At 70.0% G+C, this 17,621-nt stretch carries 18 protein-coding genes; 10 read left to right on the top strand and 8 right to left on the bottom strand.

All coding sequences use genetic code 11. The features are described from left to right. Positions 1 to 14 precede the first annotated feature (14 nt). Genes D7Y11_RS06635 through D7Y11_RS06615 form a run of 5 tightly spaced genes read left to right on the top strand, consistent with a single transcriptional unit; the run spans position 15 to position 4,023 of the window. Positions 15 to 920, top strand: a complete 906-nt coding sequence (locus tag D7Y11_RS06635) for a hypothetical protein (protein ID WP_126933270.1) — start codon at positions 15 to 17, stop codon at positions 918 to 920. A gap of 16 nt (positions 921 to 936) precedes the next feature. Next, positions 937 to 1,419, top strand: coding sequence for an EVE domain-containing protein (locus D7Y11_RS06630; protein WP_120578551.1), 483 nt, complete (start codon positions 937 to 939; stop codon positions 1,417 to 1,419). Then, a complete protein-coding gene (locus tag D7Y11_RS06625; protein WP_126933269.1) occupies positions 1,416 to 2,006 on the top strand; it encodes a DUF4291 domain-containing protein in 591 nt (196 codons plus the stop codon). The genes D7Y11_RS06630 and D7Y11_RS06625 overlap by 4 nt, the downstream gene beginning before the upstream one ends. Positions 2,007 to 2,057: 51 nt before the next feature. Beyond that, complete coding sequence (gene pheA, locus D7Y11_RS06620; RefSeq protein ID WP_126933268.1) at positions 2,058 to 3,197, top strand: prephenate dehydratase; 1,140 nt, start codon at positions 2,058 to 2,060, stop codon at positions 3,195 to 3,197. Beyond that, positions 3,190 to 4,023: a prephenate dehydratase gene (locus D7Y11_RS06615; protein WP_126933267.1), complete on the top strand. Its 834-nt coding sequence runs from the start codon at positions 3,190 to 3,192 to the stop codon at positions 4,021 to 4,023. Before pheA ends, D7Y11_RS06615 begins: the two co-directional genes overlap by 8 nt. Here the strand turns inward: D7Y11_RS06615 and D7Y11_RS06610 are convergent. Together D7Y11_RS06610 and D7Y11_RS06605 are read right to left on the bottom strand one after the other, a co-directional pair. Then, positions 4,013 to 5,149: a 3-deoxy-7-phosphoheptulonate synthase gene (locus D7Y11_RS06610; protein ID WP_120578547.1), complete on the bottom strand. Its 1,137-nt coding sequence runs from the start codon at positions 5,147 to 5,149 to the stop codon at positions 4,013 to 4,015. The two genes, D7Y11_RS06615 and D7Y11_RS06610, sit on opposite strands and share 11 nt — an antisense overlap. A gap of 95 nt (positions 5,150 to 5,244) precedes the next feature. Continuing rightward, positions 5,245 to 5,811, bottom strand: a complete 567-nt coding sequence (locus D7Y11_RS06605) for a tetratricopeptide repeat protein (protein ID WP_120578559.1) — start codon at positions 5,809 to 5,811, stop codon at positions 5,245 to 5,247. 259 nt (positions 5,812 to 6,070) lie between these two features. On the opposite strand from D7Y11_RS06605, the gene D7Y11_RS06600 reads away from it, so the two are divergent. Then, positions 6,071 to 7,678, top strand: a complete 1,608-nt coding sequence (locus D7Y11_RS06600) for a Na+/H+ antiporter (RefSeq protein WP_121752208.1) — start codon at positions 6,071 to 6,073, stop codon at positions 7,676 to 7,678. A 3-nt stretch (positions 7,679 to 7,681) separates the two neighbouring features. Here the strand turns inward: D7Y11_RS06600 and D7Y11_RS06595 are convergent, their stop codons facing one another. The 4 genes from D7Y11_RS06595 to D7Y11_RS06580 form a co-directional block, all read right to left on the bottom strand. After that, positions 7,682 to 8,485 carry an NAD-dependent epimerase/dehydratase family protein gene (locus D7Y11_RS06595; RefSeq protein WP_126933266.1) on the bottom strand — a complete coding sequence of 268 codons (804 nt, stop codon included), beginning with the start codon at positions 8,483 to 8,485 and terminating at the stop codon, positions 7,682 to 7,684. 113 nt (positions 8,486 to 8,598) lie between these two features. Beyond that, a complete protein-coding gene (locus tag D7Y11_RS06590; protein ID WP_126933265.1) occupies positions 8,599 to 10,263 on the bottom strand; it encodes a sigma-54 dependent transcriptional regulator in 1,665 nt (554 codons plus the stop codon). A gap of 46 nt (positions 10,264 to 10,309) precedes the next feature. Beyond that, a complete protein-coding gene (locus tag D7Y11_RS06585) occupies positions 10,310 to 11,263 on the bottom strand; it encodes a diguanylate cyclase (RefSeq protein ID WP_169826274.1) in 954 nt (317 codons plus the stop codon). 120 nt (positions 11,264 to 11,383) lie between these two features. Then, complete coding sequence (locus tag D7Y11_RS06580) at positions 11,384 to 11,662, bottom strand: glutaredoxin family protein (RefSeq protein WP_121779047.1); 279 nt, start codon at positions 11,660 to 11,662, stop codon at positions 11,384 to 11,386. Positions 11,663 to 11,683: 21 nt separating this feature from the next. Here D7Y11_RS06580 and D7Y11_RS06575 point away from each other — a divergent pair, with 21 nt between their 5' ends. Beyond that, complete coding sequence (locus D7Y11_RS06575) at positions 11,684 to 12,880, top strand: DUF4388 domain-containing protein (RefSeq protein WP_126933264.1); 1,197 nt, start codon at positions 11,684 to 11,686, stop codon at positions 12,878 to 12,880. Positions 12,881 to 12,889: 9 nt separating this feature from the next. On the opposite strand, the gene D7Y11_RS06570 is transcribed toward D7Y11_RS06575, so the two are convergent. Next, positions 12,890 to 14,419 carry a penicillin-binding transpeptidase domain-containing protein gene (locus tag D7Y11_RS06570; protein ID WP_121752204.1) on the bottom strand — a complete coding sequence of 510 codons (1,530 nt, stop codon included), beginning with the start codon at positions 14,417 to 14,419 and terminating at the stop codon, positions 12,890 to 12,892. A 171-nt stretch (positions 14,420 to 14,590) separates the two neighbouring features. Between D7Y11_RS06570 and D7Y11_RS06565 the strand changes: the two genes are divergently transcribed. Further along, on the top strand, positions 14,591 to 15,457 hold the full coding sequence (locus tag D7Y11_RS06565) for an ABC transporter permease (RefSeq protein ID WP_255424672.1): 867 nt from the start codon (positions 14,591 to 14,593) through the stop codon (positions 15,455 to 15,457). Then, complete coding sequence (locus D7Y11_RS06560) at positions 15,454 to 16,365, top strand: ABC transporter ATP-binding protein (protein ID WP_120578538.1); 912 nt, start codon at positions 15,454 to 15,456, stop codon at positions 16,363 to 16,365. The genes D7Y11_RS06565 and D7Y11_RS06560 overlap by 4 nt, the downstream gene beginning before the upstream one ends. Before the next feature lie 19 nt (positions 16,366 to 16,384). Here the strand turns inward: D7Y11_RS06560 and D7Y11_RS06555 are convergent, their stop codons facing one another. Then, entirely contained in the window at positions 16,385 to 16,615 is a 231-nt protein-coding gene (locus D7Y11_RS06555; protein WP_120578537.1) for a sulfurtransferase TusA family protein, read from the bottom strand. A gap of 251 nt (positions 16,616 to 16,866) precedes the next feature. Between D7Y11_RS06555 and D7Y11_RS06550 the strand changes: the two genes are divergently transcribed. Continuing rightward, the coding region (locus D7Y11_RS06550) for a thioredoxin domain-containing protein (protein WP_169821089.1) at positions 16,867 to 17,621 on the top strand (755 nt) is incomplete at its 3' end.

Below are 17,621 nucleotides of genomic sequence, written 5' to 3'. Positions count from 1 at the left end.
TCAGGGGGGGGAACATGATCAGGCTCATCCGGCCCATCATCGACGGCAACGCATTGGAGGCCCTGGCCATCTTTGTCGTGGTCCTCGTGGTGTGGTGGGTATTCTCCCTCATCACCGCGCCCACGACGGGCCACGCACCACCGGAGCCAGACGACCGTTCTGGCTCGCCGGGCTACGCGAAGGTGGCGCTGGGGCTTCTCGCGGCGACGCTGGTGCTGTGGGGGCTGTTCGCGCTCAGCGACAGCGATGGCCCTCCCGCTCCCGAGGGTGGGCTCCTCCACGTCGTGGCCACGGGCCCACGACCTGACCGCGACATCGTCCTGCGCGTGGATGACCAGCCCGTGGCGCCGGTGCTCCACGCCGACCATCACCTCGCGTTTCCGGTCCCCAGCGGTCGACATGCCGTCTTCCTGAAGGACTCGAGCGTCGACAGCTCCCGCGACTTCGAGGTCGATATCCGCGAGGGCGAGGCCCTCGTGCTGTCCGTCCATCCGGACCTTTGCCCCGTGCAGATCGACATGTCGGCCCTGACCTACGGCCAGCCCGCACGCTCCACTCGGACACCGCTGGACGGCGTCTACATCCGGACCCTGCCCGTGGTGGACGTATTCACCCAGACAGAGAGCCCCATGTGGCTTCCTCGGGGAGCGGTCCTCTCCTTCAACGAACTGCCGGATTCACTTTCCCCGGGTTCGAGCGCCAGCATCCTGATTCCCCTTCCCTGCTCCATGGCTCAAGACGACAGGGCCCTCTGGGCCGAGGCGCGGAAACGCTTCCCGGGACTCGACGACGCGGCCCGGCGTGTGGGCTACACGGAAGCGGATCCCACACGGCGTGAAGTCGCGGCGATGGACGAGGAGCGGGTCTTCGAGCTCTTCAAGCAACAGGGCGCGGCGCTGGCGCGCGAAACGCCCCCCTGAGCTAGGGTGCGCCGCCATGGCGACTCCGCGGTACTGGTTGATCAAGAGCGAGCCCTCCGTCTACGCGTACGCGAAGCTGGAGGAGGACGGCAGGACGGAGTGGACGGGCGTGCGCAGCTTCGAGGCGCGCAACAACATCCGGGCCATGACGCCCGGGGACCTGTGCCTCTACTACCACTCCAATGAGGACAAGGCCGTCGTCGGCGTGGCGTGCGTCCTCTCCAAGCCGGGCCCGGACCCCACCGCCCCCGGCGAGGACTGGGCCTCCGTGGACGTGGGCCCCGTGGTCGCCTTCACCACGCCGGTGACACTGGCCACCATCAAGGCCACGCCCGCGCTCAAGGACTTCCCGCTCATCACCCGCAGCCGCCTCAGCGTGACGCCCACCCCCGTGGAGCACTTCGAGCTCGTCCTCAAGATGGGCAAGACGCAGCTCCCGACGGCCGCCGCCGCCAAAGCCAGGCCGAAGCCGAAAGCCAAACCCAGAGCCCGCCCATGAGCGCAGCCCGCGAAGTCCGCGCCGACTTCGACCGAGCCTCCATCGTCGTGTATCAGGCCTACGCGGACGCCATCGCGGACGTGGCCGTGAAGCAGCAGAAGTTCGGCCCGCCGTTCTCCGTGGGCCGGATGACGTGGATCAAACCCAGCTTCCTGTGGCTCATGCACCGCTCCAACTGGGGCCGGAAGAGCGGCCAGGAGCGCACGCTCGCGGTGCGGATCAAACGCTCCGGCTGGGAGGAGGCGCTGTCCTCCGGCGTCCTCACCGGCTTCGAGCCGAAGGCGCACGGCTCACCGGACGCGTGGCGCAAGGCCTTCGACACCGCGCCCGTCCACATCCAGTGGGACCCGGAGCGCACGCTTCGAGGCGCGGGCCTGCCCCACGACAGCATCCAGGTGGGCTTGAGCCGCGCCGTCATCCAGCGCTTCGTGGACGACTGGACCGTGTCCATCACCGACCTCACGCCCCTGGTGCAGAAGCTGCGCAAGCACCTGGACGACGGCCGCGCGGATCAGGCCACGCGCCACCTGCCGAAGGAGTCCGTCTACCCGGTCCCTTCGGACCTCGCCCGGCGCCTGGGAATGTGACAGCGCGTCAGAGGAGTCCGCTCCTTCGACGCGAGTTGTTATGTTCCGAGCATGGCGGACATCCCCTCCCTGGAGACCCTGCGGACCCAAATCGAGCGCATCGACGAGGACGTCCTCGATGCGCTCCAGCGGCGCATGGCCCTGGCCGACGACGTGGCGCGCGCCAAGCTGGTGACGGCCTGGCCCTTCCGGGACCCGCAGCGCGAGGACCTGCTCCTGCGCAAGCTGCGCGGCCGGGCGGCGGAGCGAGGCCTGGATCCGCACGAAGTCGAGCGCCTCTACCGCGTCATCCTGGACATGTCCGTGGCCCGGCAGCAGGCCCTGGTCACCCGCCTGGACACCACGCCCCTGCGAGTGGGGTATCTGGGCGTCGAGGGCTCCTACAGCCACCTGGCCGCCCGCCAGCGCTACGGCCACCGGCCGGGCGGCGTGCTCCTCGCCGGCTTCGACACCGCCCGCCAGGCAGTGGAGGCCCTCAAGCAGAGTGAGCAGGACGTGCTGCTGCTGCCCATCGAGAACACCACCGCCGGCAGCATGAATGAGACGTACGACGTGCTCGCCGCGGGCGATGGCGTCATCACCGGAGAGGTGGTGAGCCAGGTGGACCACCGGCTCCTGGGCGTGAAGGGCACGAAGCTGGAGGACCTGCGCGAGGTGCTGTCCCATCCGCAGGCCCTGGCGCAGTGCGAGGACTTCCTGCGCACGCACGTGCCCTGGGCCCGCACCGTGCTTGGGCCAGACACCGCCGTCGCCGCGCAGATGGTCGCGGATCGCAACGACAGGACCGTGGCCGCCATCGCCAGCGAGTCCGCGGCGGGCCGCTTCGGGCTCGAGGTGCTCGCCAGCGACCTGCAGCCCGGCTCGGACTTCACGCGCTTCGTGGAGGTCTCGCGCCAGCCCACGCCGCTCGCGCCGGACGTGCCGTGCAAGACGTCGCTGCTGGTGGTGTTGGAGCATCGCCCGGGCACGCTGGGCCAGGTGCTGCAGCGGCTCACGCAGCGCGGGGTGAACCTCTCCAAGCTGGAGTCGCGCCCCATCCCCGGTGCGCCGTGGAAGTACCGCTTCTACCTGGACGTGGAGGGCCATGCCGCGTCCGCCTCGGTAACGGCCGCGCTGGAGGACCTGCGCCCGCTCACGTCGTCCCTGCGCGTGCTGGGCACGTACCCGCGCGCGGAGCCCATCGATGGCTGACGCCGCCCCCCGCCGCATCGCCTTTCAAGGTGAGCGCGGCGCGTACGGCGACGAGGCCACGGGCGCCCTCTTCGGCGCCTCCGTGACACGCATCCCCTGCCCCACCTTCCGCGCTGTCTTCGAGGCCGTCGCCGAAGGCACGGTGGACGGTGGCGTGGTGCCCATGGAGAGCGCGCTCGCCGGGCCTGTGGCGGAGGTGGTGGACCTGCTCCTGGAGTTCACCCCGGCCCTCTCCGGCGAGCTGCGCCTGCCCGTGCGTCACTGCCTGCTCGCGCCGCCGGGCCGCACGCTGGAGGGCCTCACGCGCGCGCTGTCCCATCCGCAGGCGCTGGCGCAGTGCGGAGGCTGGCTGAGAAAGCACCACCTGCACCCCATGCCCGAAGCGAACACCGCCGTGGCGGCACGCCGCGTGGCGCAAGAGTCGCTGGAGCGCACGGCGGCCATCGCCAGCCGGACCGCGGCGGAGCTCTACGGCCTCACCGTGCTGGCGGAGGGCATCGCGGACTCGCCGGACAACGCCACCCGCTTCCTCGCGGTGGGCCCGGCCGTGCCGCCCAACCTGGGCTCGCGGTGGAAGACGTCGCTGGTGCTCACGCTCGACGACGGCCCTGGCGCGCTCGCGGGCGTGCTCACGGCCTTCGCCGCGCACGGGGTGAACGTCGCGCGGCTGGAGTCGAGGCCCGGCGGCGTCCGCGCCTGGGACTACCGCTGGTGCCTGGACGTGGACGGCGCGGTGGAATCCGCGCCCGTGAAGGCGGCCCTGAGCGAAGCCCGGAGCATGTGCACGTCGCTCCGGGTGCTTGGCAGCTACGCGCTCAGCGACTGACGGCCTTGGCCGGAGCGGCGGCCTGCGTCCCGTCGCCGTTGCTCACGGCCTCCGTGTACGCGGCGCGCACGATGTTCGTGTAGCGCTGAAGGGCGCCCAGCTGCTCCAGGCGCAGCGCCTGCGGCCCGTCGCACAGCGCCTTCTCCGGCGTCGGGTGGAAGTCCACCAGCACCATGGACGCGCCCGCGATGAGGCCCTGGCCAATGGCGTGGAAGATGTCCGGCAGCCCGTCCGGCGGGGCCTCCGCGCGGCCAATCGCATGCGAGGGATCCACGCACACCGGCATGCGCGTGAGGCGGCGCACCACCGGCACGTGCGCGAAGTCCACCATGTTGCGGTGCGGATCGCCCAGGTGCGTCTTCACGCCGCGCAGGCAGAAGACGATCTTGGGGTTGCCCTCGCTCGCCACGTACTCGCACGCGTTGAGGGACTCCTCCAGCGTGATGCCCATGCCGCGCTTGAAGAGCACCGGGAAGGCGTGCTGCTGACCAATCTGCTTGAGCAGCTCGAAGTTCTGCGCGTTGCGCGTGCCCACCTGGAGCATCACGCCCGTGGGCGCCCCGGACTTCTTCAGCGCGTCGTTGATCTCATCGATGTGGCGCGGGTGCGTCACCTCCATCGCGACGACCTTGATGCCGTGCTTGCCCGCGGAGTCGAACACCCAGGGCAGGCACTTCGCGCCCAGGCCCTGGAACTCGTACGGGTTGGTGCGCGGCTTGTACGCGCCCATGCGCGTGGTGTTGATGCCGCAGCGGGCGAGCGCCGCCATCATCGCGTCCACGCTCTCCAGCGAATCCACCGCGCACAGGCCGGCGAACAGATTCACCGAGTTGTCGCCGAAGCTGACGCCGTTGTACTCGAAGCCCGCCGTGGTGCGCTGGCCACCGTGCCGGCCGATGATGCGGTACTTCTGCGAGACGCGGACCACCTGACGCACGCCGGGCAGCTGCTGGAACGGCTCCAGCGGCACCTGCGACGTGGAGCCCAGCAGATACAGCTCCGTGATGGTGGACTCGGCGCCCTGGACGACGTGGGCACGCGGGGTGACGCCCTCGTACTGCGAAGCGAGTTGGAGGACGGCGTTCACGACGGATTCCGGGGAATCCGGCTCGAGCATCACGATCATGCGGGGGGTTCTCCTGGTGGGGGGCCGCTTCGGCATTCAACACCGGCATCCCGCCCTTTCCCTCCGCATTTGTATGGAATTTGACGCGAGGCGCCTCAGGAGGAGGCGGGGCGCAGCCGGGTCGCCAGCAGGGTGTAGTGCTCCTGCTGGGTAGGGTCACCCAGGTGCTCCCACACGTCGGCCAGGGCCTTGGCCGCCTCCACGTAGGCAGGGGACAGCTCCAGCGCCAGTTCGAAGACCTGGCGGGCCAGACGGTAGCGGGCCTTGTCCGGCCGCCGGCCCTGGGTCAGCAGCGCGTTACCCAGGTGGTAGACCTCGATGGCGGCGGCCTCGCGGTAGCCGGGGGTGGGGTTGAGTTGCACCGCCCGGTGCATCAGGAGGGAGGCGGCTTCGGGCTCCCCCAGTTCCAACTGGCAGAGGGCCGCCTCGCGGTGGGGGTCCGCCGCGGAGGGATCCAACTCGATGGCGCGCTGGAAGCCCTTCAAGGCCTCGTCGGTACGCCCCAGCTGCTTGAGGGCGAAGGCCTTCGAGGTGAGCGCGGGGAAGTGGCGCGGATCCACGGCGAGGACCTGCTCGAACGACTGGAGCGCGGCCTCGTGGTTGCCGGACATGGAACGGTGGACGCCCTCGTTGAACGACGCCAACAGCAACGACCTGGACATCTTCGGTTCCCCCATCGGACAGGGTTCGCAAGGCCGCGCGCTTCACGCGGCCCGAAAGCGCAAGCCTGTCACCGGGGGCCCACGCCTCGCAAAGGTGCGCCCCTTCCCCGGCTGATGGCACCCATCGCGTTCGGCTGATGACGCGGGCGGCCTCCCGCATGACGCAGGTTTCCGTCGTCCGGAATTCGCCACTGTCCCCAGCCGGCCCTCCTGCGCTACGTCGCCGGAAGTCCAGGGTGGACTCCTCCCCGAGGCCCTCATGCTGGTGTTCGAGATCGTCATCGCGCTTTTGCTGGGAGGCGCGGGACTGGCGGCGCTGTCCCGGCGGCTTGGCACGCCCTACCCCGCGCTGGTGGCGCTCGCCGGGGCGGTCCTGGCGCTCGTGCCGGGCAGTCCGGAGCTGGTGTTGGATCCGGAGCTGGCGCTCACCCTGTTCGTCGCGCCGGTGCTGCTGGACGCGGCGTTCGACGCGTCGCCTCGCGACCTGCGCGCGAACTGGCGGCCGGTGGCGAGCCTGGCCCTGGGGGCGGTGGTGCTCACGGTCATCGCCGTCGCGGTGGCGGTGAAGTGGATGGTGCCGGCGATGCCCTGGGCCGCGGCCATCGCGCTGGGCGCCATCGTCGCGCCTCCGGACGCGGCGGCGGCCACGGCGGTGCTGAAGCAGCTCAAGCCCCCGCACCGGCTGATGGTCATCCTGGAGGGCGAAAGCCTCTTCAACGACGCGAGCGCCCTGCTCATCTACCGGCTCGCGCTGGGGGCCGTGGCCGCGGGCGGTGTGCTGGGTTGGAGCGCGGTGCCCACGCTGCTCGTCGTCACGGTGGCCAGCGTGCTCCTGGGCGTCGTGCTGTCGCGGGTGAGCCTGCGCATCAACGCCAGCGTCGAGGACGTGTCCACGGCTGTCATCACCCAGTTCGGCAGCACGTTCGCGGTGTGGATCCTCGCGGAGCGGCTGCACCTGTCCGGCATCCTGACGACGGTGGTCTACGCGATGACCATCTCCCGCACGGCCTCCGTGGTGACGCCCGCGCGGATCCGCATCCCGTCCTACGCGGTGTGGGAGGTGGCGACGTTCGTGTTGAACGTGCTGGCCTTCGTGCTCGTGGGCTTCCAGTTGAAGGGCATCGTCGCGCGCTTCGACCGGGAGACGTGGCTGGAGTACGGCGCCATCGCGGCGGTGGTGACGGGCGCGGCCATCCTCGCGCGCATCGCCTGGGTGATGGGGGCGGCGGCGTTCAACCGCTGGAGGCAGCGCAAGTCGAAGTCCAGCCCCGTCACGCTCTCGCCGAGCGCGGCCGTGCTGGTGGGCTGGTGCGGGATGCGAGGCATCGTGACGCTCGCGGCGGCGCTGGCGCTGCCCACGGGAGGCGAAGGCGGCCCGCCCTTCCCCTACCGGGACCTCATCCTCTTCACGTCCTTCTCCGTGGTGCTGGGAACGCTCGTGGTGCAGGGGATGACGCTCAAGCCCCTGATGACGCGGCTGAAGCTGGACGACGACGGCGAGGTGGACCACGAGGTGCGGCTCGCCCGGGTGGAGACGCTGCGCGCCGGGTTGGAAGCCACGAACGAGTCCTCGGGCACGGAGATGGCGACCCTGGTCCGGCGCCGGTACGAGCTGCAACTGCGGCGCGCGCGGCAGCTCCTGGATGAACACGCCCACATGGGCTCCGCGAGCCCCAGCTCTCCCTGGGGACCGCCCACCGCGGACGCGGAGACGGTGCGCACGGCGATGGCCGCGGGCCGGCGGAAGCTGGCGGATCTCCGGGCGAACGGCACCATCGGAGACGCGGCGTTCCAGCAGGTGGAGCAGGAGCTGGACTGGAGGGAGCTCGACCTGCAACAGCTCCTCCGGGCGGAGTCACCCGAGTAGTTCTCAGCCGCGCGCTTCCTCCTCCATCGCCGCGAGGAAGCCCGTGGTGAAGTCCGGGTAGCGCGGCGTCCAGCCCAGCGCCTCCAGCTTCGCGGCGCTGATGGCGCGGTCGCCGCGCAGGGATTCATGGAGGGACTCGAAGGGCACGCGCGGCGGCATGGGGAGGTCCAGCTGCTGACAGAGCCACGAAGCCGTCTCCTCCTGCGTCGCGGGCCGTCGGTCGGCCACGCAGTACACCTCGCCAGGAGCGCCGCGTTCGAGCACCACGCGCACCGCGTCCACCAGGTCGTCCACATGGATGCGCGACAGGCGTCCCCCACCCGAATCCGGGATGCGCAGCGTGCCCGCCTTCAAGCGTCCGGACGTGCCGCGCCCCGGGCCGTAGATGCCCGAGATGCGCATGACGCTCGCGCCCAGGGGGAGGAAGCGGTCCTCGGCCTCCAGGCGTGCGCGGGAGACCGCGGAGGTTTTGTCGACCGGCGTGGACTCATCCACGTGTCCGCGAGCGGAGCCATAGACGCCCGTGGACGACAGGTAGACGAGCCGGGCGGGGCGCGAGCGTGACAGTTCATCCGCGAAGCGGGCATCCAACCCGGCCTCCGGAGGAACGGAGGTCACGACGTGCGCGCCCTCTACCCGTGACAGCGCGTCGTCAATCGACACCACGCGGACACCCGCGCCCTCCAGCACCGAACGGCGAGCGGCGTCCCGGGTCGTGGCCAGGACCTCCCGGCCCGAGCGGGCCTCCGCCACCGCGAACCGCGTGAGCGTGTAACCACAGCCAAGCAGGAGGAGCGGAGCGGTCATGGCCTCCGCGATACCGGGCAACGCCAGCCCCACGCAAGGCCCACGCCCAAAGTGAACGGCCCTCCTCCCGTCATCCGGAAGAAGGGCCGTCATTTCACGTCTTCAGTCGCGGCCTAGAACTCCGCGCTCGCGCGAGGGTCGATGATGCCGCACTCCTTGATTTTGTAGAGCAGCGCCTTGTAGCTGATGCGCAGCTTGCCCGCCGCGCGGCGCTTGTTCCACGCGGTGCGCTGGAGCATCGCGAGGATGGCCTCGCGCTCCGCGAGCATCGCCGCGCGCTTGCCGATGTCCTTGAGCGACAGCTCCCCGGCCGGAGGCGGCGGAGGCGGCGGCTGCGGAGCATCGAACGGGTTCGCGTAGCGCTGCGGCGCCACGGCGTTGAACGGCGTTGCATCCGTCATCACCGGCGGAGGCGTCATCACCACGCCGCGCGCGGGCATCTCCAGCACCTGCACCCCCGCGCCCGAAGCCGTCGCGAGCGAGGACGGAGGAGCCGCGAAGACGCGAGCGGACTCGTCCACGTAGCGCGACGGAGGCGGGCTGAACTCGTCCCCACCGCCGAACGACGTGGGCAGCGACGGGGCGCTCGCCGGAGCACGGCCACCGGCGCGGATTTCATCCAGCACCAGGGTCGGGTCCTTCAGCACGCACAGCCGGCGCACCATGTTCTCCAGCTCGCGCACGTTGCCCGGCCACTCGTAGTCGCTGAACGCGTGGAGCACCTCCGAGGGCAGCTCGGACACGTTCGTCATGAAGCCCTTGCCGTACTTCTTGAGGAAGTGGTCGGTGAGCGGCACCACGTCCTCGCGGCGCTCGCGAAGGGGCGGCAGGCGGATGGCCACCACGTTGAGGCGGTAGTACAGGTCCTCGCGGAAGTTGCCGAGCGAGATCTCCTTCTCCAGATCGCGGTTCGTCGCCACCACCACGCGGCTGTCCACGCGGACGCTCTTCTTGCCGCCGACGCGGAAGAACTCCTCGTCCTGCAGCACCTGGAGCAGCTTCGCCTGGAGGCGGATGGCCATCTCGCCAATCTCATCCAGGAAGATGGTGCCCTGATCCGCCAGCTCGAACTTGCCCGGCTTCTCCGCCGTGGCGCCCGTGAAGGCGCCGCGCTCGTGGCCGAACAGCTCGCTCTCCAGCAACTCACCCGGCAGCGCCGCGCAGTTCACCTTGATGAACGGCCGGCCATGGCGCTGGCTGCGCGCATGGATTTCACGGGCAATCACTTCCTTGCCCGTGCCGGACTCACCCAGGAGCAGCACCGGCACGTCCGTGTCCGCGATGCGCTCCACCAACGCACGCGCGCGGCGCATGGCCGGCGACGTGGAGATGAGCACGCGGGCCTCCGCCGCGGCCTCCGCGGGCGTCAACACCACGCGAGGCGCGGGCGCGGTCGCCTGCCGCTCCGGAACGCGGGTCCCCAGGGCACGCGCGAGCACGTCCTGCAGCTCGTCGTTGCCAAAGGGCTTCGCCAGATAGTCGGAGGCGCCCATCTTCATCGCGCGCACCGCGTCGTCAGCGCCCGACAGCGCGCTCAACACGATGACCGGAGCCGCGCCACCCGTGCTCCGGTAGCGGCGCAGCACCTCCAGACCACTCATCTCCGGCATCACCACGTCCAGCAGCACCGCGTCGAACGAGCCGCCAGAGAGCATCTCCAGCGCCTGCGAACCGCTCGACGCACAGCGCACCTGGTACCCCGAGCTCCCCAGCAGCTCGGAAAGGAACGTGCGCACCGACTCCTCGTCATCCACCACCAGCACCGCGATCCGATCCATCCCCACGCCTCCGCTCGCCCTGTGCATCAAACCCTCGTGAACTGAATCAAACCGACATCAGACGGGCTGGACCGGCTGCCCGCCGAAGCTCGCGTGTACGCCTCAAGGTCTGCAGTGCCGCGCCCAACAGCTGGGTGGGAGCCCCCACCGTGTCCGGGAAGCTCACCGCTCCCAGCTCCAGCGCCGTACGCACCACGCGACCCTCCATCTGGAACCGGGCGGCCTCGAACCGGGCCTCCACCCGAGCCAGCACCTCCGGCACCGACTCCGCGGGCGTGCCCGGCAGCAGCATGGCGAACTGACTGTCGCCCACCCGCGCCACCGCGTCCGCCTCGCGCACCGTCTGCCCCAGCACCACCGCGCTGTAGACGAGCAGCCGCTCCGCCATGCTCTTGCCGTGCTCCTTGCGAAGCGCACTCCAACCCGTCACCTCCGCCGCCACCACCGAGAATGTCCCGCCGTAGCGCTCCGTCCGCCGTGCCTCCAACCCGATGAGGGCCAGCAGGAAGGGCCGGTTGTAGAGCCCCGTCACCGGGTCGTGCAGCGCCAGCGCCGTGCCGGCCTCTTCACCCGCGGCCGCGCGCTCCACCGACTGCTTGAGCCGCATCTGCGCGTGCAGCTTCATGGACAGCTCCGCGCCATCCACCGTGCGAGGCACCACGTCCACGCACTGCCCCTTCTCCACGCAGAAGCGCCACGCGTCCCGGTCGTGCGAATCCACCAGGTACATCATCGGCACCGTGCCCTTGCCCACCTGACGCAGGCGCCGCGCCGTCTGGATCGCCGCGTAGTCCGGCGGCTGCGCGGCCAGCAGTACGGCATCCGGACGGATCACCTCGAACAACGGCACCGCCGCGTCGAAGCGCGTCAGGGGCACCACTCGGAAACCGGCCTCCCCCAGGAGCGCCCGGGTGCGCTCCAGGTCCTCCGCGCGAGGCTCCACCAGCAGCACCGTAGGCGGCTGGCCCGACTTTCCCGCTCCCTTGCGCTTCACACCCACCGCCGTGCCCTCCCTTCCAGCATTTTCTGCCCCGCCACCCTGCCCGCCTGCCCAGATTTACAGCCCCGCTACTTTCGCGCCCTACGTATCCCCTTGGATTTCTTAGGGAAGGGCACTTCGTTACCCACCCTGGCCCACGGTTTTAGCAATGGGTATGCCATTCATCACCTCGCGGATCCGGACTTCCAGGGTTTCCGCGTCGACGCGGTGCTTGAAGGCGGGCACCCCATCAATGAGGACCACGGGGATGTCGTAACGCCAGGCCTCGAAGAGGTCCGGGCTCTGGAGGATGTCGGTGACGTAGAGCTCGAACGGCAGCCGGGTCCGCACCTCTTCGACCACGGCGAGGGCCTTCTCACAGAGGGAACACCGGGGTTTCGAGTAGATATCGACTCGCATGCGTTGCAGGATGGGCGCTCGATGCGCGGCGTGTGTGGTGATTTTTCGACGATGCCCCTCAAGGACCTGGTCGTCCACCTCGGGAATCGCCGGGCCACCGGCACCCTGAACGTGGAGCGGGGAGACGTGCGCAAGCAGCTCTTGCTGCGCGACGGCAACGTCATCACCGCCAGCTCCAACCAGCCCCGCGAGTACTTCGGCCAGTTCCTGATCAACCAGGGTCACCTGACGGAGGATCAGCTGGAGCGCGCCTTCTCCACGCAGGCGGAGACGCACATCCTGCTGGGGAAGATCCTGATCATGACGGGCACGGTGTCGGAAGCCACCGTGCGCACGGTGCTCTCCCACAAGTTCCGGGAGATGCTGCTGGACGCCTTCACCTGGGAGGAAGGCGGCTTCGACTTCCGCCCCACGGACGATGCGCAGGAACTGGAGGGCCTGGACGTCAGGGTGGACCTGCTGGACGTCAGCCGCGAGGGTGAGTTCCGCGAAACGGCGTGGCAGGCCATCCGCGCGGTGTTCCCTTCCGGCCGCGTGCGCCTGGAGGTGGACGAGCGCAAGCTGACGGACCGCAAGGCCGGCAGCATGGACGAGCGCATCGTGCAGCTCGCGAAGGAAGGCCTCAGCATCGACGGCATGGCGCTGGCGCTGCACGCCACCGACTTCTTCCTCTATCAGCGGCTGTACGCGCTCTACCGCCAGGACGCGCTGCGGGTGTCCGACGAAGCCCCCCTGCCCGCCCCGGACCCCGGCGCGCACACCGTCGTCGTGGTGGAGGATGACGACGAGGACGACCTGAACGCAGGCGGCGTCATCGGCTCCGAGTCCTCCTCCGACGAGGTGCTCCAGGCCGCCCAGCTCTTCCTGGACGCGGGCAACCTGCGTGACGGCGAGGCGCTGGCCCGCCGTGCGCATGAAATCGCGCCCAGCGAGCACACCACGAAGCTGCTGCGCGAAGCGGAAGGCAGGCTGCTCACGGAGCTGCGCAAGGCGCTGATGGAGCCGTCGCGGGTGCCGGCACTGATGGTGACGCCCGCGCACCTGAAGACGCTGCCCCTCACGTCACCGGAGCGCTACCTGCTGTCGCGCATCGACGGGCGGCGGGACGTGGCCGCCATCGTGCACGTGTCGCCCCTCCAGGAGCTGGAGGCCCTGAAGTTCTTCCAGGGCTTCGTGGACACGGGGCTGGTGAAGCTCACCGCGCGTCCGCTGTCCTGACGTCCCGCTTCAGTGCTTGCCGGCGGCGCCCGCGGGGGCCGTCAGCTCCACCGGCGCGGGGATGCGCTCCAACGCCAGACGCAGGGCCTCGCGGCCGAGGTAGGAGCCGCGGATGCGCCACTTCGGGTCATTCACGATGAGGGCGGCCACGGCCACGCGCGGGTTGTCCTTGGGCGCGAAGCCCACGAACCACGAGTAGTCGCGGAAGGGCTCGCGGTCCGCGAGCGTGCCCGTCTTGCCCACCGCGTCCTTCACCTGGAAGCCGCGCTCACGGAAGACGCCGCGCGCGGTGCCGTGGGTGACGGTCTCCTCCAGCATCCGCGTGAGCTCATGCGCGGCGGTGGGGGTGAGCACGGGCTCCGGCTCCGGCAGGGGCATGAAGGGCTCCGGCTCCACCAGCACGGGGTCCACCCAGCGGCCCTCGTTGGCGGCCACCGACGCCAGCAGCGCGCCGTGCAGCGGGGACAGGTACACGTCGCCAAAGCCCGCGCCGGTGTTGGCGAGCGCGAAGCCGTCCTCCGGGATGTACGCGAGTGACACGTCCAGCGGCTGGGCGAAGGGAATCTCGCGGTTGAAGCGCAGGCGCGCCGCCATGCGCTTGAGGGAGTCCGCGGTCAGGTGCTTGCTGGTCATCTTGGCGAAGATGACGTTGGCGCTCTTGCCCATGGCCAGCGCCAGCGAATAGCAGGCGCCGTCGCGCTCGGTGTCCTCCAGCTGCCGCTCGTTCAGCCGGCGCTTGCCGCCGTGGAAGCAGGCCTCGGTGTCGGCCGACACGCCGGCCTCCAGGAGCGCGCTGCCGGTGACGATCTTGAAGATGCTCGCGGCCGGGTACACCGCGCGGATGGGCAGCCCGCGAAGCTCCGGCTTCGCCTCCGAGTGCTCCGCCATCGCGAGCACGCGGCCGGTGGAGGGCTCCAGCACCACCGCGGCGCCGTAGGGCACCTGGTAGTTCTGCATGATCTTCGTGAGCGACGCCTGGAGGCCAGGGTCGATGGTGAGCACCTGATCCGGCGCGTTCTTGCCGCCCTTCACCACCAGCTTGTTGCCCTCCAGCTTCGCGCGGGCCACCAGGTCCTGCGCGCGCGGCAGCCCCTGGAGCTTGCCGAACGGCGGCGCCTTCTCCCGCGAGGGCACCGGCATCGGAGGCACCATCCCGGGCTCAAACGCGGCGGCGTCCTTCGAAGCCAGCGCCTCCGCCAGCGCGCGGGCATCCACCGGGCGCGAGTCCTCGGGCGGAGTGGCCGCCACGGCTTCACCGGCGGTCCCGGAGTCTGGAGCCTGCGCGACGCTCGCGGAGCCTCCCGCGTCCGGCGAAGCTGACTGAGCGCGCTGCTCGGCCTCCACCTTCTCCACCAGCGCACGGGCGCCCACGGGCCCCGCGTCCGTTCCCAGGGCGCTCACCGACTGCGCCAGCACCTGGGCATCCGACGGGGCGGCGGGTGACGGCGCGGTGTTCGCGTCCGGCCCGGGCGCGGAGGCGCCCAGGAGCAGCGTGAGGGGGAACAGCGGCAGGGCGGCGAAGAGGCGGCGAATCGTCATGCGTCGGGGCTCTCCTTCGGGGGGCAGGGAGCAAGCCGCCGGATCCTAGTCGCTGAGAGCGCGCTGTCCACGGCTTGCCTCCTCGACTGCTGCCTTCGTCCGCGAGAAACCTGGGAAGGTGCCCGGAGGTCCAGTAGGGTCCTGTGCACCTTGGACGGACTCAAAGAGACATTGGTGATCTGGGCAGCCGAGCTGCGTCGGGCCATGAAGAGCGGCCGGGCCATCGTGCTGCTCGGCCTCTACAGCATGTTCTCCGCGCTGGTGCTGCTCGTGGTGGGCTTCGTCACCCGGGAGCTGCAGGCCCAGGTGAACGCGAAGCTCGCCGAGTCCGGCGGGGACTCGGAGATGGCCGCGCAGGCCGCGGAGCAGATGCACCAGGGGGTGCTGGGCTTCCTCGCCAGCAACGACGCCGCGATGATGGAGGCGCTGGCGAAGGTGCCCATCGTGGTGCTCATCGTCTTCAAGATCACCCTCTTCTTCCTGCCCGCCTACGTCGCGCTGATGGGCTTCGACCAGGTGAGCGGCGAAGTGGGGCCGCGCTCCATGCGCTACCTCACGGTGCGCGCGCGCCGCTCGTCGGTGCTCCTGGGCAAGTTCCTCTCCCAGGCCACGCTGCTGGTGGGGTTGGTGCTGATCATCGACCTGGCCATCTTCATCTACGCGCGCATCATCAACGACGACTTCGCCTTCGGCGTGCTGGTGCTCAACCTCCTGAAGTTCTGGAGCGCCACCGTCGTCTTCTCGCTCGCGTACGTGTCGCTCACCACCTTGTGCTCCAGCCTCTTCCGCAGCCCCGCGGTGAGCCTGGTCTTCAACTTCATCCTGCTCTTCGTCTTCTGGCTGATGGACTCCGTGGGACGCGCCGTGAGCGAGGAGAACGTGCTGCGCTTCCTGCGCTACCTGTCCCCGTCGTACTACTCGGGCAACCTGCTGCACCCGAAGCTCGCCGAGTTCGCCATGAGCGGCGCGGCCTACGCGGCCTTCGCGGCCATCTTCCTCTTCGGCGCCTACGGCGTCCTGCGCGCGAGGGACCTGTGAGCGACCTGGCCATCCAGCTGAACAACGTCTCCAAGCACTTCGGTGCCAAGGTCGCCGTCAACGCGGTGAGTCTCCAGGTGCGGCAGGGCGAGGTCTTCGGTCTCATCGGCCCCAACGGCGCCGGCAAGACGACCACCTTCTCCATGATGTGCGGCTACCTCTACCCGTCCGAGGGCTCGCTCCAGGTGATGGGCGTGTCCCCCACCGCGCCCGGCGCCCTCAAGGGCCGCGTGGGCGCGCTGCCCCAGGACGCGGTGCTGCCCCCCGGCTGGGAGGTGGGCGCGCTGCTCATGTACTGGGCCCGCCTGTCGGACCTGCCCCAGCCCGAGCACGAGGCCCGCGGCGCCCTGGAGAAGGTCGGCCTGATGGAGGCCTGGAAGGTCCAGACCCAGGCGCTCAGCCACGGCATGGCCAAGCGCGCCGCCATGGCCCAGGCCCTGATGGGCCGCCCGCCGCTCGTCCTGTTGGACGAGCCCACCGCCGGCCTGGATCCGCGCATCGCCGCGCAGGTGCGTCAGATCATCAAGGACATGAAGGGCACGCAGACGGTGGTCGTCTCCAGCCACAACCTCCAGGAGCTGGAGGAGCTGTGCGACGCGGCCGCCATCCTCGACAAGGGCTCGCTCGCGCAGGCCGGCACCATGTCGGAGCTCACCGGCCAGGGCGCCGAGTTCCGCGTCCAGATCGCCCGGGGCGACGTCATCATCCCCGAAATCACCTCCCTGCCCGGCGTCACCGACGCGCGCATGGAGGGCACGGACGTGCTGCGCGTGCGCTTCGACGGCCAGGCCCACAAGGCCGAGGAGGTCATCAGCCGCACCGTCGGCCACCTCATCCAGCACCAGGTGCTCATCCTCGGCGTCAGCCGCGGCCGCCGCCTGGAGGACCGCGTCCTTCAGCTGCTGTAGGCCCGCGCCCCACGGACGCTCACCCCGCCTTGCGCACCCAGCCCACATAGTGGGTTCCCCTGCGCTCCATGCGGACGAGCTCGTTGCCCGTCGCGTCGCACCACGCGGGCAGGTCCGCCTCCAGCCCGCGGTCGGTGGAGACGAGCTCCACCAGCGTCCCGGGCGGCAGGCGGCGCATCGCCTTGGCAATCTCCAGGATGGGCACCGGGCAGAGGGCCCCCGACGTATCCACGCGCACACCGGCTTCCATTCGCGTGCATCCTGTCATGGGGCCTGGAACCCCGCCTGCCAAAGCGACACGACACGCGCGCTGAGAGGGAATTTTGGTGTCCCCAACGTCGTTGTCCGCCCCTTCGAGGCCTCTGGATAACGGGCGGACGCAGGCGGTCATCGCGGCTTGCGTGTCTGGAATTCCCTCTGTTAAGTACCCCGCCCTTTCCCTACCCAGACACCCGCTTGGGGCCCGGAGTCGGACCTATGGCGCAGGAGCATTCCCAACCCATGAAGCCCAATGTCATCGTGGCCCTGCTGGTCGGCCTGGTGCTCGGGTTCGTTGGCGGCCGTGCCGCCACCGGATCGAAGCCCTCCACCGGCAATACGCCCTCCATCGCGCAGGCGGCGAACAAGCCCGCGGCGCGCGCCGTGGACCCCACCGTCTTCAAGGTGCCCGTCGACGGCGCCCCGACGAAGGGCAGCGTCAACGCGCTCGTCACCATCGTGGAGTTCTCCGACTACGAGTGCCCGTTCTGCAGCCGCGCGCACAACACCGTCGAGCAGCTCCTGAAGGACTACGGCAACAAGCTGCGCGTCGTGATGCGCCAGAACCCGCTGTCCTTCCACCCGCACGCCAAGCCCGCGGCCCTCGCGGCGCTCGCGGCCGGTGAGCAGGGCAAGTACTGGGACATGCACAACCTGCTCTTCGCCAACAACAAGAAGCTGGATGGGGAGAGCCTGGAGGGCTACGCCAAGCAGATCGGCCTGGACGTGGCGAAGTGGAAGGTGGACATGGCGGACGAGCGCCTGGGCGCCACCATCGACAAGGATCAGGCCCTGGCCCAGCAGATGGGCGCCAGCGGCACGCCGGCCTTCTTCATCAACGGCCGCTTCCTCTCTGGCGCGCAGCCCATCGACAACTTCAAGGCCCTCATCGACGAGGAGCTCGCCAAGGCCGAGGGCCTGGTGAAGAGCGGCGTCGCGCCGTCGCAGGTGTACGCGCGCACCATCGAGAAGGGCGTCGATCGCGCCCCGTCCCGCCC

The sequence above is a fragment of the Corallococcus sp. AB018 genome (assembly GCF_003986945.1).
Lineage (GTDB): Bacteria > Myxococcota > Myxococcia > Myxococcales > Myxococcaceae > Corallococcus > Corallococcus exiguus.
This window is presented reverse-complemented; position numbering and strand designations above follow the sequence as displayed.